Source organism: Maridesulfovibrio sp. (genome assembly GCF_963678865.1).
In the GTDB taxonomy this organism is placed as follows: domain Bacteria; phylum Desulfobacterota; class Desulfovibrionia; order Desulfovibrionales; family Desulfovibrionaceae; genus Maridesulfovibrio.
Genome location: NZ_OY787459.1, coordinates 1679070 through 1703605, shown reverse-complemented (window position 1 = coordinate 1703605; position 24536 = coordinate 1679070). Strand labels below are relative to the sequence as shown.

Annotated in this window: 20 protein-coding genes and 1 tRNA gene; 9 read left to right on the top strand and 12 right to left on the bottom strand. The window is 50.0% G+C overall.

Annotation, left to right across the window (positions count from 1 at the left end):
• Window positions 1–135: 135 nt before the first annotated feature.
• Window positions 136–1176, top strand: a complete 1041-nt coding sequence (locus tag ACKU41_RS07960; RefSeq protein WP_321404957.1) for a hypothetical protein — start codon at window positions 136–138, stop codon at window positions 1174–1176.
• Window positions 1176–3641: a multiheme c-type cytochrome gene (locus ACKU41_RS07955; protein ID WP_321404956.1), complete on the top strand. Its 2466-nt coding sequence runs from the start codon at window positions 1176–1178 to the stop codon at window positions 3639–3641. The genes ACKU41_RS07960 and ACKU41_RS07955 overlap by 1 nt, the downstream gene beginning before the upstream one ends.
• Window positions 3642–3728: 87 nt before the next feature.
• Here the strand turns inward: ACKU41_RS07955 and ACKU41_RS07950 are convergent, their stop codons facing one another.
• The 4 genes from ACKU41_RS07950 to ACKU41_RS07935 form a co-directional block, all read right to left on the bottom strand.
• Window positions 3729–5294: a DEAD/DEAH box helicase gene (locus ACKU41_RS07950; RefSeq protein WP_319780864.1), complete on the bottom strand. Its 1566-nt coding sequence runs from the start codon at window positions 5292–5294 to the stop codon at window positions 3729–3731.
• Between the two features lie 643 nt (window positions 5295–5937).
• Window positions 5938–6024 (bottom strand) — tRNA-Leu (locus ACKU41_RS07945).
• Between the two features lie 212 nt (window positions 6025–6236).
• Window positions 6237–7526 (bottom strand): citrate synthase, encoded by a 1290-nt coding sequence (locus tag ACKU41_RS07940; RefSeq protein WP_321404954.1) that lies wholly within the window; start codon window positions 7524–7526, stop codon window positions 6237–6239.
• A 414-nt stretch (window positions 7527–7940) separates the two neighbouring features.
• A complete protein-coding gene (locus ACKU41_RS07935; RefSeq protein WP_321404953.1) occupies window positions 7941–9314 on the bottom strand; it encodes a sigma 54-interacting transcriptional regulator in 1374 nt (457 codons plus the stop codon).
• A gap of 268 nt (window positions 9315–9582) precedes the next feature.
• Here ACKU41_RS07935 and ACKU41_RS07930 point away from each other — a divergent pair, with 268 nt between their 5' ends.
• Genes ACKU41_RS07930 through ACKU41_RS07915 form a run of 4 tightly spaced genes read left to right on the top strand, consistent with a single transcriptional unit; the run spans window position 9583 to window position 13363 of the window.
• Entirely contained in the window at window positions 9583–10569 is a 987-nt protein-coding gene (locus ACKU41_RS07930; protein WP_321404952.1) for a 4Fe-4S dicluster domain-containing protein, read from the top strand.
• Complete coding sequence (locus tag ACKU41_RS07925; RefSeq protein ID WP_321404950.1) at window positions 10562–11026, top strand: iron-sulfur cluster-binding protein; 465 nt, start codon at window positions 10562–10564, stop codon at window positions 11024–11026. Before ACKU41_RS07930 ends, ACKU41_RS07925 begins: the two co-directional genes overlap by 8 nt.
• 58 nt (window positions 11027–11084) lie before the next feature.
• Window positions 11085–12713, top strand: coding sequence for a tetrathionate reductase family octaheme c-type cytochrome (locus ACKU41_RS07920; protein ID WP_321404949.1), 1629 nt, complete (start codon window positions 11085–11087; stop codon window positions 12711–12713).
• 2 nt (window positions 12714–12715) lie between these two features.
• A complete protein-coding gene (locus tag ACKU41_RS07915; RefSeq protein WP_319780856.1) occupies window positions 12716–13363 on the top strand; it encodes a cytochrome b/b6 domain-containing protein in 648 nt (215 codons plus the stop codon).
• An 84-nt stretch (window positions 13364–13447) separates the two neighbouring features.
• Here the strand turns inward: ACKU41_RS07915 and ACKU41_RS07910 are convergent, their stop codons facing one another.
• From ACKU41_RS07910 to satP, 7 genes are all read right to left on the bottom strand, one after another.
• Window positions 13448–13642: a 4-oxalocrotonate tautomerase gene (locus ACKU41_RS07910; RefSeq protein WP_321404948.1), complete on the bottom strand. Its 195-nt coding sequence runs from the start codon at window positions 13640–13642 to the stop codon at window positions 13448–13450.
• 27 nt (window positions 13643–13669) lie between these two features.
• Window positions 13670–14155: a hypothetical protein gene (locus ACKU41_RS07905; RefSeq protein ID WP_321404947.1), complete on the bottom strand. Its 486-nt coding sequence runs from the start codon at window positions 14153–14155 to the stop codon at window positions 13670–13672.
• Window positions 14156–14180: 25 nt separating this feature from the next.
• On the bottom strand, window positions 14181–16112 hold the full coding sequence (locus ACKU41_RS07900; protein WP_321404946.1) for a molybdopterin biosynthesis protein: 1932 nt from the start codon (window positions 16110–16112) through the stop codon (window positions 14181–14183).
• A gap of 39 nt (window positions 16113–16151) precedes the next feature.
• On the bottom strand, window positions 16152–17393 hold the full coding sequence (gene glp / locus ACKU41_RS07895; protein WP_321404945.1) for a gephyrin-like molybdotransferase Glp: 1242 nt from the start codon (window positions 17391–17393) through the stop codon (window positions 16152–16154).
• 232 nt (window positions 17394–17625) lie between these two features.
• Complete coding sequence (locus tag ACKU41_RS07890; protein ID WP_319780850.1) at window positions 17626–18333, bottom strand: molybdopterin-guanine dinucleotide biosynthesis protein MobB; 708 nt, start codon at window positions 18331–18333, stop codon at window positions 17626–17628.
• Window positions 18334–18475: 142 nt separating this feature from the next.
• Complete coding sequence (gene argB, locus ACKU41_RS07885) at window positions 18476–19354, bottom strand: acetylglutamate kinase (RefSeq protein ID WP_319781022.1); 879 nt, start codon at window positions 19352–19354, stop codon at window positions 18476–18478.
• A 188-nt stretch (window positions 19355–19542) separates the two neighbouring features.
• Window positions 19543–20100, bottom strand: a complete 558-nt coding sequence (satP, locus tag ACKU41_RS07880; RefSeq protein WP_319780849.1) for an acetate uptake transporter — start codon at window positions 20098–20100, stop codon at window positions 19543–19545.
• Between the two features lie 448 nt (window positions 20101–20548).
• On the opposite strand from satP, the gene ACKU41_RS07875 reads away from it, so the two are divergent.
• Both ACKU41_RS07875 and ACKU41_RS07870 read left to right on the top strand, forming a co-directional pair.
• On the top strand, window positions 20549–21757 hold the full coding sequence (locus tag ACKU41_RS07875; RefSeq protein ID WP_321404944.1) for a cation:proton antiporter: 1209 nt from the start codon (window positions 20549–20551) through the stop codon (window positions 21755–21757).
• A 94-nt stretch (window positions 21758–21851) separates the two neighbouring features.
• A complete protein-coding gene (locus tag ACKU41_RS07870; RefSeq protein WP_321404943.1) occupies window positions 21852–22208 on the top strand; it encodes a PilZ domain-containing protein in 357 nt (118 codons plus the stop codon).
• Between the two features lie 255 nt (window positions 22209–22463).
• On the opposite strand, the gene ACKU41_RS07865 is transcribed toward ACKU41_RS07870, so the two are convergent.
• On the bottom strand, window positions 22464–23642 hold the full coding sequence (locus ACKU41_RS07865) for an MFS transporter (protein ID WP_319780846.1): 1179 nt from the start codon (window positions 23640–23642) through the stop codon (window positions 22464–22466).
• Window positions 23643–23782: 140 nt separating this feature from the next.
• On the opposite strand from ACKU41_RS07865, the gene ACKU41_RS07860 reads away from it, so the two are divergent.
• Window positions 23783–24535, top strand: coding sequence for a potassium channel family protein (locus tag ACKU41_RS07860; RefSeq protein ID WP_319780845.1), 753 nt, complete (start codon window positions 23783–23785; stop codon window positions 24533–24535).
• The last annotated feature ends 1 nt before the right edge of the window (window position 24536 follow it).

Below are 24536 nucleotides of genomic sequence, written 5' to 3'. Positions count from 1 at the left end.
AAAACAGTTTCCGGTTCATGGATATAGGCAGAGAAGAGGGGGAGGTTCAATCCGATCATAATGGGGTTTCTAATTGTTAAGGATGATTTCTCCTGTTATATAGAGCAAAACTTGAAATTTAATCAGGGAGAACCCATGACTCCGTCTGCACTGGTTCCGGCTGCCATTGGTATTTCTGTAAATCCCATCTGGCCGGTAACGCTCTCAATCATAACTTTTTCTGCCCACCTGCTGCTTATGAATGCTTTTTTCGGCGGGGCTACCATTGTTTTTATCCATTCACTTTCCGGCGGCACCCCGGTTTCGCGAAATATTTCCCGCAAACTGCCGACCCTGCTGGCTCTTGCCATCAATGCAGGAGTGCCGCCTCTGCTTTTTTTGCAGGCGGTCTATGGTCAATTCAGCTATGTCTCTTCCATACTTATGGCAGTCTTCTGGCTGGCAGTCATAGCTGCGCTTATCTGTGGTTATTACGGTCTTTACATTCATAATTACCGCTACGAAAAGCTTGGGGAAGGTGGCCGCAAGATTCTGATGCTGGCTGTGCTGGCAATGATTTCTTACATCGCTTTCATGCTTTCCAATAAAATGACCCTGATGTTGCGGCCCGAAGTCTGGGCAGAGTATTTCAATGATCCGCACGGATTTGTCCTCAATCTTCATGATCCGGTGCTTTATCCCCGGTTCATGCATTTTGCCGTATCCGCACTGGCTGTGGGCGGACTTTTTGTGGCTCTTGTGGGTAAGCGCAAAGGTAATTCCGATATTGAAGGTACGGGCATGAAGTGGTTCTCGCGTTCTACACTTGTGAACGTGGGGATGGGCTGCTGGTTTCTGCTGGCCCTGCCCAGAGATGTAATGCTCATATTCATGGGTGGAAACCTATCTGCCACAGTTCTGCTTTGTGTAGGACTGCTGGCAACATTCGGCATGCTTCATGCCGGATTCACTAAGAACGTCTACTTTGCCACGGCAGCAACTGTTTTTATTGTTCCGGTAATGGCAACCATGCGTCACCTTGTCCGGCAGAAATATCTTGAACCTTATTTTACCCTTGATACAGCCCCTGTCTCCGGGCAGTGGGAACCTTTCATGTTATTCATTGCTTCACTGATAGTGGGCGGATTCTGCATCGTCTACATGTTGAAACTCATGCGCAGAGCTGAAAGGAGTTAATGATGGAATATCCAATCTGGCACCTGACAACTTTCGGTGGCGGTTTCTGGATCGCGCTGATTGCGACCCTGCATGTTTTTGTAGCCCAATTCGCTGTAGGCGGCGGACTTTTTCTGGTTGTGACTGAAAAGCTGGCATACAGCACCGGTTCCAGTGAGTTGCTTGATTATGTGAAAAAACATTCCAAATTTTTCCTGCTGCTGACCATGGTTTTCGGCGGAGGAAGCGGGGTGGCTCTCTGGTTCATAATGGCCTTGCTCAGTCCGCAGGGGACTCTTGTCTTGGTGCGTGAATTTCTATTTGCGTGGGCAACTGAATGGGTCTGGTTTGTGGGCGAGATTGTGGCATTGCTCATCTATTACTATTATTGGGAAAAAATGAACCGCCGCGATCACCTGATTATTGGTTGGTTTTATTTTCTTTTCGCATTCCTTTCTCTTTTGACCATTAACGGTGTTGTTTCTTTCATGCTTACCCCCGGTGTGTGGCAGGAAACCCGAAATTTCTGGGATGCCATATTTAATCCCACTTTCTGGCCGGCGCTCTTTTTCCGCACTGCTCTTTGCGGAATGCTGGCCGGGTTATTCGGTTTTGTGACTGCCGCACGGATCAAGGAAAGGAGCCTGCGCTGCATGCTGGTCCGTTTCTGCGGAATATGGACCCTGACCGGATTGATACTGACCGTTTTATCCGGTTACTGGTACCTGAACTCTCTGCCTGCAGAGCAGGCCATGCTGGTGGTCCACAAATCCCACCGGGTCGCTTTTTTCATACAGATTTTTAAGTACACTACCCCGGTTATTCTTATCGGCGGACTGTTTATGGCTGTATGTGCTCCGCGAAGGGTGAATTTCAGCTCGGCTATGGTCATGCTGGTGGTTGCCCTTCTTTTTTACGGATCATTTGAATTCATACGCGAAGCAGGACGTAAGCCCTTTGTTATTTGGGGGGAGGTCTATTCAACCAATATAACTGTAGAACAGGCCGAAGAACTGAAAGGTAAATCCATCCTGCAAAATTCCAAATGGGTGCCTCAGGATTTACGCGAAATCAGCCCTGAAAACCGCTTAAGAGCCGGATCATGGCTTTATCAGATGCAGTGTGCGCCTTGTCACGCAGTAAATGGTCCCATGAATGATATAGTTCCCCGGACATCAAAATACACTGCTGCCGGGCTGGATGCGTTTATTTCCGGCATGGGAAAACTGAACAGATACATGCCGGAATTCCTTGGCACAGCTCAGGAACGCTCGGCTTTGGCGGATTATATCTATTCCTTAGGACCGCAAAAAGATCCTGCCTTGCCTGCAACGGAGGAATCTGAGCTTACAGCTGCGTCTTTCGATCCGAAGCAGGAATATGTGCTCATGGCCTGGCCGTTGGAGGGCCTGCGCCTGATCATTGATAAAGACCGGACCATGACTATTTCCGACAAGGGCAGCATTGTCCGTGCGCAGCTCATTTTGCGTGGGGATTCTCCGGAAATAGTTACTGATGATGTGAAAATAGTCTGCAAGCCGCAGGGCATGGATGAAACTTTCGAATTGAGTCCTGAAGACGGGTACTTCCAGTCCGCTCCCCTTGAGATACTGCCTTACACCATGGAAGGGTACCAGCCTCTGCCTCCTTTGGATGTGCAGGCTGTTGACGCGGATGGAAATGTCCTCGCCGCAACAACTATTGTGCTTCCTGTTTCTACCCGTCCGGGCTGCAATAAGTGTCATGGCGGTGGTTGGAATTTCCCCGAACAGGGAGGGTTCTCAGCGCAGACTGCAGCGGACATAGTTACTGTTCATGACCGGGATAACAATACTGATTTCAGGAAACGGCTGAAGAACAGCGAAGTGATCGACTGCATGGGATGCCATGATGGAGAGATGCAGCTTAATCTGTCAACGGTCCTGCACGGTTTTCATGCAGTTTATCTGTCTGGAAAATCCAACGATGCCTGCATGTCCTGCCATCCGCAGGAGAGCCTGCGCGGAGTGCATGTTGATGCGGGGATGGAGTGCGTGAATTGTCACGGGGTAATGGAAAACCATGCCCTTGCCCTGCTTAAGGGTGAAGAGCAGAAGCTTGTGGCCACAAGGCTTATGAAGTTGATTACTCCGGTTGAGTTCAGTCTGGATGAAATACATGCCCGTCAGCCCCATGATCAACAGCCCGATTGTCTGACCTGTCATGTGGAATTCGGTGCTCCTGAGTCGGATTCCGCCTTTAATGAATGGACTGCAGACAAGGCAGGTCTTTTCCGCAACCGCAGGGATGAAATGGATGCCGTGATGTGTGCGGCCTGCCATAATGCGCCGCATGCTGTCTTCCCGGCAACAGATGAACGAGACAATCTGCGTCCTCTGCAATACATGGGCGAAGCTCAGCCAATTGGGGCCGCCGGAACCTGCACGGTCTGCCATGAAGATGAAATGGGTTATCCCGCTCACCATCCGGGAATGGGACTTGAATAATAAGATAAGCCCCCGGAACATGGTTCCGGGGGCATTTTTATATCGGGTTCTTAACCGAAATAAGACTAAACTGCAGCGAGCTGGATATTAGCCTTTTCTGAGCAAAGGTCTTTCGTTATTGGACGCTCTGTTCACGGAACTCATCACGTTGTCGGAATCGCCTGCAGGAACAGTAAAGGTGGACTGGCGTCCCTGAATCTTTACATGCTGAATGCGTACGGGATTGATGCGGGAACGGCGGCAGATCATGTCCACCAGCTTGCGCGGAGTCATGCCGTGTGCCCGGCCAATGTGGGCGGTGAAACGTACCCGACCGCGGTTGGCGTTGGGGCCTCCGCATTCTTCGATTTTATGGTAGCTGCGTTTATCAAGAACGCTGCCCTGAGAGTGCTTGAGCAGTGCGGCTACAGCTTCAATGGGATCAACTCCCTCAAGCAGTTCGTGGGCAAGGTCGAGATAAGAAAGATGCTCACCTGATTCAACAATTTCGCTGAGTTCAGCACCCATACGGGATTTTTTAACATCTATGACCTGATCGATGGTCGGCAGCGGTTTCTTGTCTATGCGGAGCTTGGTTACTTTGGTGATGTAGCGAAGCTTGCCGAATTCGCGTGGGGAGATAAGGGTAACTGCAACACCTTTCTTGCCTGCGCGTCCGGTGCGGCCCACGCGGTGAACAAAGCTCTGGGGATCCTGCGGCAGGGCAAAGTTGACTACATGTGTGAGGTCCGGCACGTCGATGCCGCGGGCGGCAACATCGGTTGCAACAAGGATTTTACAGCGGCGGTTGCGGAAACGTTTGAGGATGTCTTCGCGGCGGGCCTGAGAAAGATCTCCATGAATGGGTTCTGCAGGATAACCGCGTTCTCCCAGTGCTCCGGCAACGTTGTCTGCATCGGCGCGGGTGCGGCAGAAGACCAGTCCGTAAAATTCAGCCTGTGCGTCAACAACACGGCAGAGAGCTTCAAAGCGGTCACGTTCGTTTACTTCGTGGAAAATCAGTTCGGTCAGCGGTGCTTCGTCTTTTTCGCGTTTAACTGCGATAACATCGTAGTCGCCCATGAATTTCTTGGCGATATTCATTACTTCACGAGGCATGGTGGCGGAAAAGAGCAGGGTTCGGTGGTTTTCGCCGGCATTTTCCATAATTTCGGAAACTTCCTCGAGGAAGCCCATGTTGCACATTTCGTCAGCTTCATCGAGCACGAAGTTGTTGATCTGTGAGAGGTCAAGGGTGCCGCGGCGGATATGGTCCAGCACACGGCCGGGAGTACCGACTACGATATCCGCGCCGCGCTTGAGGGCTTTCAGCTGCGGGAGCATGGGCTGCCCACCGTAAACGGTGGCTACGTATACTTTACGCTTGCCGCGGAAAGAAATGATTTCATCCGCAACCTGCAGGGCCAGTTCTCGGGTCGGTGTCAGGATAATGGCCTGAACATGGTTGGCTCCGTCGCGTATGTTTTCAATTATGGGAAGGCCGAAAGCTGCGGTTTTACCGGTTCCGGTCTGAGCCTGGCCGACAATATCCTTTTCTCCGGAAAGGAGCATGGGGATGGTCTTTTCCTGAATAGGGGTGGGTTCAGTGAAGCCTTTTTTTTCAAGGGCTTCAATAATAGTGTCGGAAAGGCCGAGGTTTCTGAATTTTTCCATGATTTATCTGTCTCTCTAGGATGTAGTGAAAATAAAAAAGTTGTATTAAAAGGGCAAAAAAACACAGGCGCGCGCAGCATTTGGCTGTACGCGTGTTTATTCCCGTTTCAGCTGGTCCGGATATATTAAATCGGGGCGTTTGTTATCACTGGCAAAAGTACAGCAACACGAATCAGCAAACCGCACATGCGGTCTGATCCGGGGGTGTTCCGGTCTTGCGGAAATGGGGTGAAAAAATAAAGCAGTACCAGCCCCTTAATCGCAGGGGAGGTTTTTAGCTACCGTAATAAATGTCCGGTATTTTTGGAGGGACCGTCCGGTTATCTCGATCTACAAAAGGTGGGTAAAAAACACAACAAAGGCAGATCATACTCTCCCTGAAACAGCAAGGCGAACTGCCTGCATAACTGGTCCCAATCTCTTTATTAGGTTTCAGGGTCATCGTCACATAAGGACGGAGTACGACTTCAGGTACACTGTCCTTGCTATAAACATCCGGGTCTCTTTGGACCCGAAACAACCGGATATGGACGGACTGGAGAAGCCATAAGCATTGAAGGGTGGTTGGGTCAAGGGTTTTCTTTTGGGCTGTCTGTAAAAAAACAAAAAAGCCGCAACATCTGTTGCGGCTTTTTCAGAAATTTGGTGCCGAAGAGAAGACTCGAACTTCCACGGAGAAACCTCCACTAGACCCTGAACCTAGCGTGTCTACCAATTCCACCACTTCGGCACGGCGAAGAACTGTTTATAAATATCGTCCGATAAATGCAAGCTTTTTTTTGTAAAAAATGAATTTTTTTGAAAATAATTCGGATTGCAGTTCCTTGAAAAAAGTCTTGCCCGTAATTCCGACCCATGTGCGGGACGGGATTACGGGCATATCCGGGTAGGTATATCCATCATCCCGGGACCGGATAAGTCCCGGAATGATACTGACATGATTTACTTCCTGAAATCTATAGGTACGTAATTTCTCGGAGTTTCGCCAGTGTAAATCTGACGCGGGCGATTAATTCTTGATGTCGGGTTGGTGTAATCTTCATACCAGTGGGCAATCCAGCCGGGCATGCGGCCAATGGCGAACATTACCGGGAACATAGTTACCGGGATGCCCAGTGCGCGCAGGATGATGCCGGAATAGAAGTCCACGTTGGGATAGAGCTTACGCTCAACGAAGTAGTCATCGGAAAGGGCGCGTTCCTCAAGTTGCATAGCGATCTCCAGCAGTTCATCGCTGAATCCGTGCTGAAGCAGGTCATGAGTAGCTTCTTTGAGGATTTTGGCGCGCGGGTCAAAGCTCTTGTATATGCGGTGCCCGAATCCCATAAGGCGGCATTCCTTCTGTTTCACCTTCTCGATGTATTCATCGATGGTGTAATCGCCGTTGTTAATGGTTTCGAGCATGTCGATTACCGCCGCGTTGGCTCCTCCATGCAGACGTCCCCAGAGGGCGCAGATACCGGAAGATACCGAGGCGAAAATGTTGGCCTGTGTGGAGCCGACCATCCTTACTGTGGATGTGGAGCAGTTCTGCTCGTGGTCCGCGTGCAGTTGGAAGATAAGGGAGAGAGCTTTGACTGCTTCTATTGGCGGATCATACTGCTTGTAAGGGATTGAGAACATCATGTGCAGGAAGTTGTGGCAATAGCTCAGCTCCGGGTCCGGGTAGACGAATGGGCGTCCAATGGATTTGCGGTATGAAAAGGCTGCTATTGTCCGCACCTTGGAAATGATTTTGCCAACTGCGAGGAAGAATTCGGACTTGTCGGTAATGTCGTTAAGGTCCGGGTTGTGGCTGCCCAGTGCGTTGATAACAGCGGAGAGGATAGCCATGGGCTGGTTGCGGTGAGCCGGGAAGCCTTCAAAGTGGTGGCGAAGATCTTCATGGATGAGTTCTTCTGCAGTGAGCAGGGCGGAAAAGCGTGCCAGATCTTCCTTAAGCGGAAGTTCCCCGAAGATGAGCAGCCATGCTGTTTCAATGAATTTACCATGCTTTGCAAGGTCTTCAATAGGGTAACCGCGATAGCGCAGAATGCCTTTTTCGCCGTCTACAAAGGTAATTCTACTTGTGCATGAACCTGTGTTACCGTAGCCGGGATCATAAGTTATGAGCCCGCTCTGAGTTCGAAGATTGGTGATGTCGATGCCGGTTTCGCCTTCTGTGCCGTGGATTACGGGCAGTTTGTACTCTTTACCGTCATACTTAAGGATCGCAATGTCTTTATCGCTCATGTCTTGTCCTCCCGTTAATTGTCTGCGCACGCTATAGGGTATTCTCTGTTTTTGGGCAAAATTCCGCAGCATTCAAACTGGAGTTTGCGTATAGCTAATTCCTAGTAGGCAGACCAGATTGATGCCGGGTCTTGCGGTCCGGTCCCAAGGTATGCAGCCTTGCAGAGCCGGATATGTAAGCGGGCAGAAATGTGATTTCTTTCGGACTGGTTCCGGGACTGGGATTCCCTATTGCCAGTGTAAATGGTTGTACGGCGACTTTGCGTGGAAACAGCGAATGCTATTTCCCGATGTTGGAAAACTATTTACTCAAATTCAGGCGGGATGTCCAGTGTAGGCAACTGTATAATTTTGGAACCTGCAAGAATAATTAAGTATAAAATTCAGTGGTAGTAAGGGCTGCCGGAGGACAGGCTATTCGTTCAACCCATATTTGACCGTATATTTGCGCATGCGGTTATGAATGGTTCCCCGGCTGACCCCCAGAATCTTTGCAGCTTTACTCTTGTTGCCTCCGGCCTTTTTCAGTGCGTTGATTAATTCCTGTTTTTCGTCCGGCTGAATAGTTGTGCCGACCTGATCCGGCTGTTGGGTATGGCGGTCTGCTTCCCCGATTTGTGGCGGCAGGTGTTCGGGTTGTATCGGGCCGCTGTCTTTGACCACAGCGGCGTATTCCAGTGCGCTTTTAAGTTCTCGTATATTACCGGGCCAATCATAATCCATCAGTTTGCGCATGGTCTCCGGTGTCGGGCTTTCAGCTTTATCAATATGGTTGTTCATGTGAATAAAATGGTCCACCAGCAGAGGCAGGTCTTCTTTGCGGTCTCGTAAGGGGGGCAGGTACACCGGGATCACGTTTATGCGGAAGAAAAAATCTTCGCGGAATTGTTTTTCATGCACAAGCCTGCGTATATCCTGATTAGTGGCTGTAATCAGCCTTGCATCCATGGACAGGTTTATATTCTCCCCGACCCTCTCAAAGGATCTGGTTTCCAGCACGCGTAGTAATTTTACCTGAATGGGTAACGGTATATCCCCGATTTCATCCAGAAATATGGAACCGTCCGCCGCCTCTTCAAAACGCCCCTGCCTGTGGCGGTAGGCCCCGGTAAACGCACCCTTTACATGTCCGAACAGTTCACTTTCCAGCAGTGATTCATTAAGTGCGGCACAGTTAAGTTGTACAAAGGGTTTGTCTGCCCGCGGGCTGAGTTCATGGATGGCCTGTGCAGCAAGTTCCTTGCCCGTTCCCGATTCGCCGTAAATGATCACCGGAGCATCGGAGCGGGCCGCCTTGCGCAGCAGAGTGTAGACTTTCTGCATGGCCGGGGAATGACCCACGAATCCGCAGAACTTTCCTTCTTCATGCTGCAGCTTTCGGGAAAGTTCTCTTATTTTCAGCTCCTTGCGGTCCAGTTCTGAAATGTCGGTGACTGTTTCCACTGCACCCAGTATCTTGCCTTCATCATCCCTGAGCAGGGAAGCGTTTTTGAGAACATGCAGGTAATTGCCGTTTTTATCGATAATGTGGCAGTTTTTGCGGCTTTCCTTTCGTTTTTTAAACAGCCCGCACCAGTGTCCGGGAGCCTGTTCCCGAACTCTGCGGCAGGCATCACAACCGAGAACCGAGCAGGGCTTGTTCAGCAGGTCCTCCTTTTTAAATCCGGTCATGCGTAGCAGAGCAGAATTAATCATCATTATGGTTCCGTCCGGGCGGACGATGATCAGTCCGTCATTCATGGTATCAAGAATTTCCCTTATATAGAGGTCTATGTCCTGCTCGGTCATGAATCTTTCTCTGTGTTTAAAAAGTGTTCAAATCTAATATACTGTGTATACGATTGTACATGTGTTTATGCAATTGTTCAAGATTTGCCTTTTGGGTCAGCAGATTCAAAGCTTAAAATTTTAATGAATGCTAGCCAACAACAAAGGATCTATGGTAATTATTAAAAGAATAGTAAAAAAAGGTACGGATTCTGCTCAGCAACAGATACATAAAAAATGTCGTTTTCAAGATGACTCTGAAGTTATTACCGTTTGAAGAGGAATACGTATGTCGAATAAGAATAGTGGAATTTCACGAAGGTCTTTCCTTAAGGGGTTGGGAGCCGCAGGTGGTGCGGTGCTACTTCCAGTCCGCGAGACAGCTGTTGCTGCGGGCAGCAGCGATGAAGAGTTATGCACTCTGCTGGACCTTTCAAAGTGTATCGGTTGCGGAGAGTGCGTCTCTGCCTGTCATGAAGCCAATGAACACAAGTTTCCCAAACCTGATAAGCCTTACCCTGAAATGTATCCCAAGAGCCGGGTTAAGATTGAGGACTGGTCCGGGCGCAGGGATGTGGATGACCGTCTAACACCCTACAACTGGCTGTATATCCAGAGTGCGGAGGTTGAATTCAATGGTGAAATCCATGAAGTCAACATTCCCCGACGTTGTCTGCACTGCCGCAATGCGCCTTGCGCAAACCTTTGCCCGTGGGGTGCTGCCGGAAAGCAGAAAAACGGCATCGTGCGCATCAATGAAGAGGTCTGCCTAGGCGGGGCCAAGTGCCGTGCGGTCTGCCCGTGGCATATTCCCCAGCGTCAGACCGGAGTTGGGCTCTATCTGCGGCTGCTCCCCAATTTTGCCGGAAACGGGGTCATGTACAAGTGTGACCGCTGCTATGACCGCATAGCTGATGGTGGGATTCCGGCCTGTATTGAAGCTTGTCCTGAAGGTGTGCAGACCATCGGTCCGCGCAGTGAAATTATCAGAAAGGCCCATGAACTGGCGGAGCAGAACAACATGTTTATATACGGCGAGGAAGAAAACGGCGGTACCAATACTCTTTATCTTTCCCCGGTACCTTTCAACCTGCTTGATGAGGCAGTGGAAAAAGGGGCCGGAAAGCCCGGACTTTCCCCGGTGGAAGATTCCATGGCCGATGAGGAAAAGCTGGCTTACGCTGTAGGCATAGCTCCTTTTGCCGGGATTGCTGCCGGGCTTATCAAGGCCGGAAATTATTTTGCATCTGCAGCAGGGAGGAAGGACAATGACTAGCCCTCTCTTCTCGCGTCTTTTCAAACTGACTATATTTATAATGGCTCTGACCGGGGCTGCTCAGATGCCCATTTTCAAGCGGTACTACATCGCGGATCTTCCGGGACTGGGCTGGCTGGCTGATTTCTATCTGACCAACAAGATTCATTACATATTCGGGGCAGTTCTCATTTTTATGGTTCTGTACCTGCTGACCATTTTTGCAGCAGCCGGGAAGGAATATTTCAAGCTGACTTCTTCCGGAATGCTGCGGGTGGGGCTGTACGTGATTGTTCTCGGAACCGGAGTGTTGCGGGTAGTCAAGAACCTGCATTCGGTCACTTTTGACCCTTTTACGGTCATGCTCATCGATTGGACCCATCTGGGTGCGGCAATGTTGCTGGGTATGGCGGCCATGTATGCTTTTTTCCGCGGGCGGAAGCCTTATCTGGAGGGATTGTCAGGTTTGCGCCGTTAAAGATGTAAAGTATCCGGGGTTAAGGGTCCCGGTCATCTATAACTATCGGAGGATGGAGATGAGATTGATGCGGAACTCAGTACTGCTGCTGGCTGCGGTGGTCTTTCTGGGCGCAAGCGCATTTGCCGCCGGGGATACTGCTCCGGGTAGGGAAATGGCACGTCAAGCGACCAAGGGCAAGGAGCTTTGGATTACAGCTGACCATTCCAAGTTCGACGCGTTGAAGCAACCTTTTAAGAGCGGACCGGAAGTTACCAAGGCCTGTCTGACCTGTCATACCGAGGCCGGACACCAGTTTCACAAGACCATTCACTGGACCTGGCTTGATCCAAAGGCGGAGAAGGAACTCAAGGTTGGTAAGGGCGGTCTGGTCGTCAACAACTTCTGTATCAACATTCAATCCAACGAACCGCGCTGCACCTCCTGTCACGCAGGTTATGGATGGAAGAATAAGGATTTTGATTTCACTTCGCAGGAAAAGATCGATTGTCTCGTCTGCCATGAGCAAACCGGAACTTACAAGAAGTTTCCTGCCGGAGCCGGTAATCCTGCTCCCCCGCCGGGCATGACGTTTAAGGGGAACGGCAAGTTCTACGCAGCTCCTGAATGGAATAAGGTTGCCCAGTCCGTAGGACGTCCGACTCGTAAGAATTGCGGTACCTGCCATTTCTTCGGTGGCGGCGGTGACGGTGTAAAGCATGGTGATCTTGATTCCTCCATGCTTAAGCCTGCAAAGACTCTTGACGTACACATGGGTATAGACGGGCAGAATTTTACCTGCGTCCGTTGCCACACCACGGTCAAGCACGATATTGCGGGCCGTATCTATTCGACTCCGGCAGCAACCGAACGCAAGTCCCTGCTGGAAGACGACCTTGGCTCCAAGATCATGTGTGAATCCTGCCACAGTAATCGTCCGCATAAGTCCGAGCTGGGTATGAAGCTCAATGATCATACTGACAAGCTGGCCTGCCAGAGCTGTCATATTCCGGCCTTTGCCCGCGTATTGCCCACCAAGATGTGGTGGGACTGGTCGCAGGCCGGTAAGAAGAAGGACGGCAAGCCTTATGTTGTAAAGGGAGAATGGGGCAAGCCGACATACATGACCAAGAAGGGCGATATGCGTTGGGAAAAGAATGTTGTCCCCGAGTATTACTGGTTTAACGGAACCATCGATACGATTACCGCCAAGACAGTCATTGATCCCGGCAAGCCGGTTCGGGTTTCCATGCCTGTAGGTTCCATCAATGACAAGAATTCCCGGATCATGCCCTTCAAGGTGCATCGCGGAATGACTCCTTATGACAAGGAAAACAAGACCATGGTCATCCCGCATCTGTTCGGCAAGGACAAGGCCGCCTACTGGAAGGGATATGACTGGACTGAAGCTGCGAAGGCCGGAATGGAGTATGCCGGATTGCCTTTCAGCGGAGAAGTGGGATTCGTGGAAACCGAATACGTCTATCCGACCACCCACATGGTCGCGCCTAAGGAAAACGCGGTAGCTTGTGAAGAATGCCATAGCAAGCAGGGCCGCCTTGCCAAGATGACCTGTTTCTACATGCCCGGACGCGATGCCTCCTCTGTGGTTGATGCCGGGGGCGGGTTCATAGTGCTTGCCTCTGCAGTGGGTGTCATCCTGCATGCCCTTGGCCGCATTTTCATGTCAGGCCGTAAGGAGGATTAGTCATGACCGGACATAACATGAAGAAGATCTATCTCTATTCGAAGTTCGAGCGTTTCTGGCACTGGACCCAGTCCATTCTGATTATGCTGCTCATGATTACCGGGCTTGAAGTTCACGGGGTGTTTACCCTATTCGGATTTGAAAAGGCCGTGGATCTGCACAACACCTTGGGAATCAGCTGGCTGATCCTGTTCGTGTTCATCATTTTCTGGCTGCTGACCACCGGGGAGTGGAAGCAGTACATCCCCACTTCCAAGAAGCTTTTTGATGTGGCCATGTACTATGCTTCCGGCATATTCAAGGGTGAAGATCACCCGGTACATAAGAGCAAGGATGCCAAGCACAATCCCTTGCAACGTCTGGTTTACCTTGGATTGTCGGCAATCCTGCTGCCTTTGCAGATGGTAACCGGTCTTCTTTATTGGACCTACAATGACTGGGCCGCCTACGGCTTGGATTTCCTGAGCCTGAACGTGGTCGCCAATGTCCATATGGCCTGCGCTTACGCACTGCTGGCCTTCCTAGTGGTTCATATCTACATGACCACCACCGGACATAACATAACTGCCCACATAGCGGCCATGTTCTCCGGCTGGGAAGAAGTACCCGAGGACTACAAGGCCGAGGAATGGGAAGTCCATGAGAAGTAGGGTTTGTTAAGGAATTAGTTTATAAAACAAGCCCCCGGCGGGAAATTCCTGCCGGGGGCCTGCTTTTGAATTGCAGTGTAAAAATTAATCCGGAAACTTGTCAGAACAAAGCTCTCCTCCTGCTCCCCAGTTTTCCTTTTTTACCTCATCAATGACAACATAGATGGACTCTACGCTGCATCCGGTGATCCGAGCCATTTCTTTGGAGAATACTTCCACAAGTTCCCTTTTCTGTTCCACAGTTCTACCTTCGAACATTTCAACTTTTATTACAGGCATTTTGTCTCTCAATTTTTTATAAAGTTATTATTTGTGAAAACTGTCTTTCAACCGGCAAAGCCATCCCCTACCTGCGTCCCTTTCCATCCATTCAATATCGCCGATGCGCATGTAAAGATGATCCAAGAAGAAGGGAATGAAGCAATGCTTGAGCAGTCTGGGGATGTCCTTGGGCATTTTATCAAAGTAAAAGCTAAACTCGTGCATGGCGAAGTCCTCATTCTGCTCGAACTCGGCGGAGTTGCGCAGAGCGGTGAGCAGCCCTTTCTTGATCAGAGGACCGAAGTCCAACCGCGCCATGCGGTCTAGGATGTCGTTATCGGTCATGATTGAATCGGAATCAAAGATAAAGGTCAGCACCAGATGGCCGCCTTCATGGTCTTCGAATTTTCCGATATTGAGCAGACCTTCACGGATTAAATTTTCCTTGCCGAAGCGGTAGCGGAAGGGAGCAAAACCAATAACGTTTTCGCGGCATTTCTGCCTGACAATGTGATCCTTGTCCTTGTTCATAGCTCCTCCGGCAAGATGTTGCTTTTTAGCCTAATCCGACTCCCGGATTCATTTCCTGTCCGGTAAGGTCAGTTTCGTAGCCGCCAAGTTCATTGATAGCTTGTTTTACTTTATCAGATTTTATGAGTTCCAGCAGTGTTTTTATCCTGTTGTCTTCCATATATTTCCGGGGGATGACCAGGTCATAACGTTCATGTGCCAGCGGTACAAAGTCGAGGTCCAATGCCTTGGCTGCGGCAAAGATACCCAGTCCGCAGTCGGCTGCACCGGTGAGCACATTGGCAGCTACAGCCATGTGGGTGAACTCTTCGCGGTCATAGCCGAGGATATTCTCCGGTTTCAATCCTGCTTTTTTCATGTGGTAGTCGAAGAGGATTCGTGTCCCGGCTCCACGCTGGCGGTTAATGAAATTAATCTGCAAATTTCCGAGAGATTGGATACCCTCGATGCCCTTCGGGTTTTCTTTGGGAACAATAAAGCCCTGATGACGGATGGCGAGGTTAATCACCGTTACTTCCATTCCGGGCAGATATCTTTCAATGAACGGAAAGTTGAAATCATCCGTCTCTGGATCAAAAAGATGCGCTCCGGCGAAGAGGGCCATATTGTTTTTCAGCGCAGTCAATCCGCCCATGGATCCGGCATGGGTGGAAACCAGACGCAGCGGATCCTTTCCTCCCATGAGCATGTCTGCCAGCATGTCGATGGTGTTGTCATGGCTGCCAACGTGCATGAGCACCTTGTCCAGTTCTGAACGGCCGGAGAAAAGCTCCACTTCAACATTGGAGTTTATTTCCACCCCCTCACTTTCAGCCGGGATGCGGGTAAATCCCTGTGCCTTGGTCAGGGTGGTTATCATGCCTGCTCCCCGCGAAAGGGGAACTCCGATATATTCGCCGTCAACCTGTCCGATAGCCAGCCGTACGATTTCTTCAAGACCGGGTTTGGAGGGAGTTCGCCGGGCAAGGCGGACCTGAACTTTGTCTCTTTGCGGTTCATATTTGCCTGCCAGCCATGAAATGATCGGGGTAAGCACATCTTCAAAGCAGACCACCGCGCTGACCGGGTAGCCGGGAGCACCGACCAGCAGCTTACCTTGCGCTGTACCCAGAACCGTGGGTTTGCCGGGCATGACAGCTATTCCGTGGACCAGCAGCTTACCCAGTTTTTCAAAAACTATGCGGGTAAAATCCTTGCTCCCTGCCGATGAGCCAGCCCCGACAACTACGATGTGCGAATCCTTGAGGGCAGCTTCTACCGCAGCTGTCAGCTTTTCTTCGCGGTCCTTGACCGGAGCGGTATAGCTGAATTCTACATCCAGCCCGGCTGCAAGGGATTTGAAAACCTGTGAATTTGATTCAATGACTTCTCCCGGTTTGGGAGTTGGATGGTCCGCAAAGGGCAGTACTTCGTCCCCGGTCGGTATAAAGGTCATGCGAATTCTTTCATAAACCTTGAGCTCATATATTCCGGCGGAAAGTAGAGCTCCCATGTCAAATGCCGAGATGGTATGCTTGCGCGGCAGAAGCATTTCTGTTGCTACAATATCTTCACCGATACGGCGCACATGCTGCCACGGGAAAGCCGGGGCTTCGATGGAAATATTCTCACCATCATCCACCACATGCTCAATCATGATAATGGCATCCATCCCGTCCGGCAGGGGATTCCCGGTGTTTACCGCAATGCAGTCAGTGCCTTTTTTCAACAGAAGGGGCTGGCCTTCACGGGCGGTGAAAGTTGTGTCGCTTTTTACCGCGTAACCGTCCATTGCTGCAGAGTGATAAGTGGGCGAGGAACAGCGGGCGATTACCGCTTCAGCTGTGACCCGGCCAAGAGCTTCGTGAACCGGAATGGTTTCAGTTTGAACCAGTGCTTCACGGTCAAGATTTTCCATAGCTGCCTTAACAGCTTCGTGAACAGGGATGGTTTTCAGATAGATATTGCGGTCAGTCATTTTGTTGTCCTCAATTTAACAGCTGTATCGAAACAAAAATTATATTTTCCAGATGTTTACCATGTTTCCGGCGTAAAAACCTTCGGTGTCGGCCGGGATGATCATCAACCCGTCAGCCTGAATCATAGTTTTGAGCAGGCCGGATTTGCCATAAATCGGTTCGGCTAATGGCAATTCACCATCACGGTAGGTCAGCTTCATGCGTACGTAATCTTCCCGGCCCGGTTTGGATACGGTGTTGCGGCCCAGTTCAGCCTGAACCAGCATGCGGTCGGTTCCGGAAAATGCGTTTTTCTGGCCCATGAGCCGGCGGATAAACGGAACTACCAGCGCCAGCATGACGACTTGAACCGAAGTGACCTGTCCGGGCAGTCCCAGCACAGGCTTGTTCCCGGCCCGGCCAAGGATGGTCGGTTTACCGGGGCTGATTGCCACCCCGTGGGCGAGGATTGCAGAGTCCTGCATGGATTCAATTGCCTGCACGGTCAGGTCGCGCATGCCTACCGAGCTGCCGCCGGAAAGGAGTACCAGATCGTTTTCGGCAATAGCCTTTTCGAGGGTGCTTTCAAGCTTATCCAGTTCATCACGGACAATGCCGTAATTGACGGCTTCCGCTCCGGACCCGTTTACCAGACAGCGCAGGGTGTGCGAGTTCACATCACGAATGGTTCCGATTTTTTGCGGTGAATCTATTTCCACCAGCTCGTCACCGGTGGAGATGATGCCCACACGCGGTTTTCGGTGAATGAAGACTTCCTTTATTCCCAGCGCAGCCAGCAATCCGACATCCTGAAAGCGGACCTTGTGCCCGGCCTGAAAAATAATATTGCCTTTGGCAACATCTTCCCCTTTAAGCATGGTGTGTTCGCCGGGGGCGGAGGACTTGCGGATTTCAATGGTACCGGAACCCAGATCCTGAGTGTGCTCGACCATTACCACAGCATCCGCCCCGTCAGGCAGGGTTCCACCGGTGGGGATGGCTGCACATTCTCCGGGCTGGAGTTCAAATTCTGGATTTTCGTCAACTTTAAGGGTGGCGGAGCATTCCAGATAGGCCGGGTTGCCCTCGGTTGCGCCGAAGGCGTCTCGGGCATTGAGCGCGTAGCCGTCCATACAGGAACGGTTTGCAGGCGGCAGGTCTTCCGGTGAAATTATGTCTTCACCTAGGACCATACCGAATGCATCGGCAATGGAAACACGCACTGTGTCCACTGCTGGAAAAGATTCCAGTAGGGATTCAAACTCAACTCTGCTGATTATTTCAAAAAACTCATGGTTCATTTATGGATGCCTCCGGCGGCCCAGCCGGGGGCCTTGAACCCTTTTCCAAAAGGGTTCAAGAATCCCAAAACTTATTATCAGGGCTTCGCCGTTTTGTGGATTTAACTGGTTCAGTTAGAACAAATTTATTTAAACCATTAAAAGTTTTTGAAGAGTCCAGAGAACCTTTTTCCAAAAGGTTTCTCTGGCCCCCGGAGGGACTCCAGGTCTGGCCGCCGGAGGCAATCCTTCATCAACCGTTCTTGATCGTAATCTCAATATCTCCGGGCACGTAACCTTTCAACTGCTTAAGCATAGCGGTTATTCCGGCAGAGAGCATGTCGGCTACAAATGGGTTAAATCCCAGTTCGTTGCCGTTGCAGGTCACAGACATCTGGGTTTTCATGGCCTGACACCCGGAAACTCGGGCCTTACCGGCAATAATGTCAGCCACGAAATCCATGCAGAATTCCCGCCCACAGGCTCCGCAGTTGAGGCCCGGCAGGATGAATCCTTTGTCCAGCACAAGTTCGGCCAATTCTTCTAGGAGTTCTTCAGAAGGAGGATTTTCCGGTGAGCAGGCCGGAATCTGTTTCAAGGCCAGTTCGGGGTAAAATTCCTTGTCGTCATCGTCTTCGCGGACCATGATTACTCTGGGCAACCACCCGACCTTGTTGCCTCCTTCCATGACAATAATATCAGCGTCCATGAGCGGAACAAGATCCTGTACTGTTCGTTCCTCCTTCCATGAAACAAATGATTCGCTGGGCGAATATGCAGCTATACAGGAAGAGAGCTTTTTGTATTTTTCGGTGTCTGAGCCTTCGGCTCCATCAAAACCATGGTGGGAATGCTTAAGTACCCCGACCTTGTATCCTTTTTCAGTAAGCTTCTTGACCAGCGCAAGGCCCATAGTGGTTTTGCCGGTTTTTTTCTTACCGACTATGGCAACGGCTTTCATATGTTTCTCCTATTAAATACAGGCTGTTCAAAAATGGTGAGATGCTAGGCGCAGAATAAGCTCAAAGCCGGGGCGTACTCAGCGTACGTGAGGAGGTGAACTTTCTGAAGCAACGACGCAGAACGCCGTTTTCAACAACCTGTTAACTGACAATCTCAGTACCGATACCATTCTTGGTGAAAAGTTCCAGCAGCACGCAGTTCTCAACCCGTCCGTCAATGATGTGCGCTTTTTCAACTCCGCTGTGAACAGCTTCAAGACAGCAGCTCAGCTTGGGGATCATACCGCCCTTGGCTACTCCGGAATCTATGGCTTCAGCAGCTTCACGGCAGGTCATTGAGGTAATAAGATTTTTATCAGCATCCAGCAGACCTTGAACATCTGTCAGCAGATGGAGTCTCTTGGCGTTCATGGCGGCAGCAACAGCCCCGGCAACGGAGTCGGCATTGATGTTGTAAGTTGAACCTTCCTCGTCAACACCGACAGGTGCGATAACCGGGATGAAGCCTTCTCTCTGCAGGGATTTGATCAGGGTAGTGTTTACCTTGGTCACTTCGCCAACTTTGCCGAGATCTATGATTTCCGGGGCCTTGGTCTCGGATTCGATAACCAGTTCTTTCTGTTCCGCCCGAATGAGCATGCCGTCTTTCCCGGAGAGTCCGACAGCCTTGCCGCCATTCAGGTTGATAAGGTTGACGATCTGCTTGTTTACCTGACCGACGAGAACCATTTCCACTACGTCCATGGTTGCTTCGTCAGTAACCCGGTATCCGCTCTTGAACTGGCTGTCGATGTTCAGCGCACTGAGCATTTTCTGGATCTGCGGTCCTCCTCCATGCACAACTACCGGGTTGATGCCGATGTATTTGAGCAGGATGATATTCAAGGCGAATGCCCGTTTCAGGGTTTCATCGATCATGGCGTTTCCGCCGTATTTGATTACGATTGTTTCGCCGTAAAATTCCTTGATGTAGGGCAGCGATTCAATCAGAAATTTGGCTCTTATAATATCTTGTTCCATTTCCATATAGGTTATTCTCCTGAAACTTTTTCTATTCTTGGGCGGATAACGGTTCCGCTGGCGTCCGCTATCTATAATTTAAAAGTCGGGTGAGGGGAAGGGGGGATGATTCGTCGTGGGGGGCATCAAAAAAGGCCGCACAGCATCAAGCTGCGCGGCCTTTGGACTTTCATGAGAAGCGGAGTTTTTTATTCGCCGATGGGCAGGATGGTGCGTCCGTATTGTTCGTTGATGACTTCAGCCATGGCGAGGTAGACTGCGGAAGCTCCGCAAAGGATGCCTTCCCATCCGGCAATTGTTCCTATGAAATGGCTGCCGGAGAAATCGCGAACAGCAAGCAGGAAGAAGAGCACGGTCAGGGAGAAGAAGATGAACTGCAGCACCTTGTTGCTTTTCAGGGTGCCGAGGAACATGAACATGGTGAAGACTCCCCACAGTATCAGGTACCAGCCCATGAATGCATGCGGAGTGGGGTCGGCCAGACCCATTTTGGGCATGATGATCAGGGCAACCAGAGTCATCCAGAATAAGCCGTAGGAAGTGAAGGCGGTGGTCCCGAAGGTATTGCCTTTCTTGAACTCCATCACTCCGGCGATGATCTGGGCTATGCCGCCGTAAAAAAAGCCCATGGCCAGAATCATGGAACTTATGGGAAAAAATCCTGCATTATGAATATTCAGCAGGATGGTGGTCATACCGAAGCCCATCAGGCCTAACGGGGCGGGATTTGCCAGTTTAGATTCCATTTGTCTCTCCTTAGGAAATGAATGTTGCAGACCACCGTGTCCGGCTTTCCGCTGCCGGTGGTTTGCAGCGGGCATGTGAGTGTTTATTGGTTGCTGGATTTCTGGTGAGTCGTACGGATAGTGAACGCTCATTCAGCTAAATTAAAATAAATTTAAAAGCAAGTTATAAATTAGTTTAACAGTTGCTGAAGGTTAAAATGATGTAAATGAATACATAAAAGTGAACGCATGATCAGTCTGGATAAATGCATTTAGAGCATAAATCTTTTTTGTTCATTAGAAATAGTTTAACATGGATTATGTATAAGTAAAATATTTATATAACCAGATCGAACAGCCGATCTGCACCAGTTTCGCATTGAATAAAATGGGGGGGATCACTCCCGGAGAGCGGCGCAGGCAAGACCGTGAAGAGTGTTCATTCTAATCTTTTGAAGGGGAGGGGCCTGTGTCTGTTTCAGCACTGACTTTAATGACCTTGGGGTTTCTTTTTATCTTAGGGCTGGTTGCAGATATTATCGGCAGGAATACCCCGATTCCCCGCGTTTCTGCATTACTTGTTTTCGGAATTATTATCGGTCCTTCCGGATTTGATCTGTTGCCTGTTGCCATTGAGCATTGGATGCCGGTTGTTTCAGATATCGCTCTGGCTTCAATAGGTTTTTTGCTTGGTAATTCTTTCAATATCTCGAGGATACATAGTTCCGGTAAGGCCGTCTTATCCATTTCCATATTTGTTGCTTTGGCGACAACTGCGGTAGTGTCCAGTGGATTATGGCTGGCCGGAGTTTCCCTACCCGTTGCCCTTATATGTGGTGGAATAGCTCCTGCCACAGATCCTGCTTCAACTGTAGACGTTATCAGCGAATCTAAATCCGAAGGCGAGTTTTCAGAGACCTTGTTGAAAATTACAGCGATTGATGATGCGTGGGGGCTTATTATCTTTAGCCTTATGTTTGCTGCAGCCCAGATTGAAATGCTTGACGGGGGAGGACTGCATACGTTGTTGGACGGATTCTCGGAGGTTCTTGTTTCTGTTCTTCTAGGAGTAGTCCTCGGTGTTCCCATGAGCTTTCTGACCGGGCGTATTTTGCCGGGGGAACCAAGTCTTGTAGAAGGGCTGGGTATGGTCTTTATTTGTAGCGGTTGTGCCTTGTGGATTGGTGCTTCTTATCTCCTTTCCGCAATGGTGATGGGGGCAGTCGTGGCAAATCTTGCCCGACATCATGAACGGCCGTTTTGTGCAATAGAAGGTGTGGAATGGCCTTTACTTGTCATTTTTTTTATTTTTGCGGGTGTTTGCGTCCGGCGGGAATTTTTTTGGTCGAATATACTGTTGATAGTTTTTTATATCCTGTTGCGAGTGGCAAGTCGTTTTGTAGGTACTTATGGCGGTGCTTTGATTGCCGGAAAGACGGGGCGTTTTGGCGGATGGATGGGCATGGCCCTTATGCCTCAGGCCGGGATAGCTCTCGGCATGGCTCTCACTGCCGCGAATAGGTTCGAGGAATTTCAGGCCGTCGTTTCGGTAATCGCGGCTACGACCGTATTTTTTGAAATTGCGGGGCCAATCTGCACCCGTTTCGCTTTAAAAATGATGGGTGATATTAATACGGGCGAGCGGCACAAGAAGGACGATGAAGGGTGCTCATTTTAAAGAATTAATTTTGTTGGTATTGCTCAAGAGTTCAATTTTTAGTAAGAAGGCTACAGTGAATCTGTATCTGTTTGATCAAAAGTCTGGAGTTTTCATGGATCAGAATAAGAGACGCAGAACCCGCGTGAATGCAGGTTTCAGGGTCGTGCTGCATAAAGATGACATTGATGCTTTTGTGGTGTCGCATAATTTAAGTTTGAAAGGTATTTTGTGCGATCCGGTGAAGGGCTTTTTGGTAGGTGAGGAATGCGAGGTGTCCATTCCGCTTTCCGAAGAAGCGATAATCAGGGTCGGTGCGAAGATTGTCCGTTCCGATGAAGCCGGGCTGGCTGCTGATTTTCATCATATGGACGAAATGAGTTTTACCCATTTGCGCCGTTTGATTCAATTTAATGCCGAGGATGCGGACACTATTGACAGCGAGCTTACTTCTCCCGCTTTTGATTCCTGATGACCGGGATGCAGAAGGCTGCGGGTTTGAAAATACATAATTCATAGACCCGGGCTGCCTTTTTCGCTTTGGAAGAAGACATGCCGCAGTCTATCAGTCTGCAGTATATGTGGAGCGGATTAAAAATGTGCTCCATAAAGGCGATAAATCCAACGTTCATTTTTTGGTCGGTCCCTGTATATTGATCTACGATTTGAATACTTCCGAAAATGAACAAAACTACCTTTTCAGTCAACTATTGCACTTGTCATAGTGTCACTGCACTGCTTCTGCTTTAAACCCAGTTAGAAACATAGTGGAAACAATGAAAATAGCTGCGGCAACTACTGCCCCGGCATAGAAGACTGCTTCAAGGTTGAGGCCGGAGTATACAAGTCCCATGAGTATGGGGGCAATTGTCTGTCCTGCACGCAGCAGCATGCCGTTTACGGACATGAAAATGGCTCTTTGCTCCATGGGGGCGATAGCAGTGAGCATTGACATGGAGTTCGGCATATTCAAACCCTGACCCAGCCCGAACATACATACCGGAAGAATGCACCAAAGGGCGGAATCTGCGGCAGGAAGCATGATCATGGCAGCGCCGTAAGCAAAAGCGGATAGGGATATCATCAACGGCTGGGACATGAAGTGGGACAGCCTACCCATCTGCGAAGCGGCTAGTGCGGTAATGAAAGATGCGCTGGATATGACCACCCCGATCATGAGCGGCGAGGCTGCAAAGCGGGAATTCAGCAGCAACGGCAGGTAGGTGACAATCGGGCCGTAGAGGATGATGAAGGTCAGCAGGGAAATGGCAAACAAGCTTAATACTTCCTTGCTGCGCATCCCGTCCAGGGCGGCTTTCATGTATTTTTTGAAATTGGCATTAGATGACGGTTCCGGGTTATCCAGCTTGAAGGCTACCAGCCATGCCAGCGGCAGGGCCAGAAGTGAGAGCAGAAAGGGGGCTTCCCAGCTTATCTGGGCCAGCACACCACCGATTGCCGGAAAGATGGCTGTTCCCATGCTCAGGACTCCGGCATTCAAGCCCATAGCTCTTATACGGTCCCTTCCGCTGAAAAGATCGCCTATAATGGTCAGGTTGATAACCCCGATAGCGGCGGCTCCGATGCCCTGAAGGAAACGCAGCAGAAGCAGAGAATGGAAATCTTTTACAAAGAAGCATGCCGTCCCGAAGATTCCGAAAAGCAGCAGCGAAGGGACTAGAATTTTTTTGCGTCCAAGTCTGTCGGCAAAGATTCCGGCTAAAGGGGCAAACAGGATGCCCGGTAGGGTGAAAATGGTAAAAATAAGTCCTATTGTAGAGCCGGATATGCCGAATTCCCGGATCATGTCCGGAAGGGCCGGGATAATGCTGGAAACACCCATGATTGCTATAAGTGTTACTGAGAATACAATCTGTAAGTTCTTGTTTTTATATAAAACCTGCATCTGCGTTAAGTCCTTTGGGATGTAGTGAACCTGGAAAGCTACTCCCAATCGGGACACTTAGCAACCGCCGTGAAATAGTGAAATCCGGCACAGCACACAAAATTATGGAATTGCCTGCTTTTGTCAGGTAATACTTGGGCATGACCGGATCAAAAAATGAATTCAGATACCGCCCGTTCCTGTTCAGGCTTTACCATATCTTCAAGTACAGCCCGTCAAAATTCACAGTTCTGCTTGGATTTCTGGTTATCCAGATTTTTATCACTCCCATTGCCGGGGACTCTCTTCTCCTGCAGCAGGTTCTGTATTTTTATACCTATCTGGTGCTTCTTTCTGCTGTGTCAGCCATTATGGTCAACAGGGCAAAACTTTATGCTTATTTCGGACTTTACGGGATATCGCTGGTCTGCTCGATAATGTTCTTCAGAACCAGAGTCTTGGGCTGGCTGGGGGGTAGTGAGTTCGCCGATATGCTGATGCTGATCATCGCCATATGGGGAATCCAGCGTTTCATGTGGCAGCAGAAAAAGGTCACCCGGGATCTGATTTCAGGGGCCATCTGCATATACATGCTCGCAGGACTGGTCTGGTCCGATGCCTACAGCCTGTGCGAAATTTTCAAGGCAGGCTCTTTTTCAGGAATAGAGTTGCTGAACAATGTTTTCGTCATCCGGGGAGCCCTGACCTATTTCAGCTACGTTACCATGCTTACCGTAGGTTACGGGGATGTGCTCCCGGTTTCGCTCATGGCCCGGTCTCTCGCCATTTTGCAGGGGCTGTTCGGGCAGATGTATCTTGCAGTATTCATCGCAGGAATTCTGGGAGCATTTCTTTCGCAGCAGAAGGTTGGGTCAGCCGGGGAAGGGCGGGAACCAACAGATGAAAAAGAATAAC

Coding starts and splice junctions, on each gene's coding strand:
- ACKU41_RS07870 (WP_321404943.1), top strand. CDS start 21,852: ATGGATCAGAATAAGAGACGCAGAACCCGCGTGAATGCAGGTTTCAGG.
- ACKU41_RS07955 (WP_321404956.1), top strand. CDS start 1,176: ATGATGGAATATCCAATCTGGCACCTGACAACTTTCGGTGGCGGTTTC.
- ACKU41_RS07950 (WP_319780864.1), bottom strand. CDS start 5,294: ATGGAAAAATTCAGAAACCTCGGCCTTTCCGACACTATTATTGAAGCC.
- ACKU41_RS07865 (WP_319780846.1), bottom strand. CDS start 23,642: ATGCAGGTTTTATATAAAAACAAGAACTTACAGATTGTATTCTCAGTA.
- ACKU41_RS07920 (WP_321404949.1), top strand. CDS start 11,085: ATGAGATTGATGCGGAACTCAGTACTGCTGCTGGCTGCGGTGGTCTTT.
- ACKU41_RS07915 (WP_319780856.1), top strand. CDS start 12,716: ATGACCGGACATAACATGAAGAAGATCTATCTCTATTCGAAGTTCGAG.
- ACKU41_RS07905 (WP_321404947.1), bottom strand. CDS start 14,155: ATGAACAAGGACAAGGATCACATTGTCAGGCAGAAATGCCGCGAAAAC.
- ACKU41_RS07925 (WP_321404950.1), top strand. CDS start 10,562: ATGACTAGCCCTCTCTTCTCGCGTCTTTTCAAACTGACTATATTTATA.
- ACKU41_RS07935 (WP_321404953.1), bottom strand. CDS start 9,314: ATGACCGAGCAGGACATAGACCTCTATATAAGGGAAATTCTTGATACC.
- glp (WP_321404945.1), bottom strand. CDS start 17,393: ATGAACCATGAGTTTTTTGAAATAATCAGCAGAGTTGAGTTTGAATCC.
- ACKU41_RS07910 (WP_321404948.1), bottom strand. CDS start 13,642: ATGCCTGTAATAAAAGTTGAAATGTTCGAAGGTAGAACTGTGGAACAG.
- ACKU41_RS07860 (WP_319780845.1), top strand. CDS start 23,783: ATGACCGGATCAAAAAATGAATTCAGATACCGCCCGTTCCTGTTCAGG.
- satP (WP_319780849.1), bottom strand. CDS start 20,100: ATGGAATCTAAACTGGCAAATCCCGCCCCGTTAGGCCTGATGGGCTTC.
- ACKU41_RS07960 (WP_321404957.1), top strand. CDS start 136: ATGACTCCGTCTGCACTGGTTCCGGCTGCCATTGGTATTTCTGTAAAT.
- argB (WP_319781022.1), bottom strand. CDS start 19,354: ATGGAACAAGATATTATAAGAGCCAAATTTCTGATTGAATCGCTGCCC.
- ACKU41_RS07900 (WP_321404946.1), bottom strand. CDS start 16,112: ATGACTGACCGCAATATCTATCTGAAAACCATCCCTGTTCACGAAGCT.
- ACKU41_RS07890 (WP_319780850.1), bottom strand. CDS start 18,333: ATGAAAGCCGTTGCCATAGTCGGTAAGAAAAAAACCGGCAAAACCACT.
- ACKU41_RS07930 (WP_321404952.1), top strand. CDS start 9,583: ATGTCGAATAAGAATAGTGGAATTTCACGAAGGTCTTTCCTTAAGGGG.
- ACKU41_RS07940 (WP_321404954.1), bottom strand. CDS start 7,526: ATGAGCGATAAAGACATTGCGATCCTTAAGTATGACGGTAAAGAGTAC.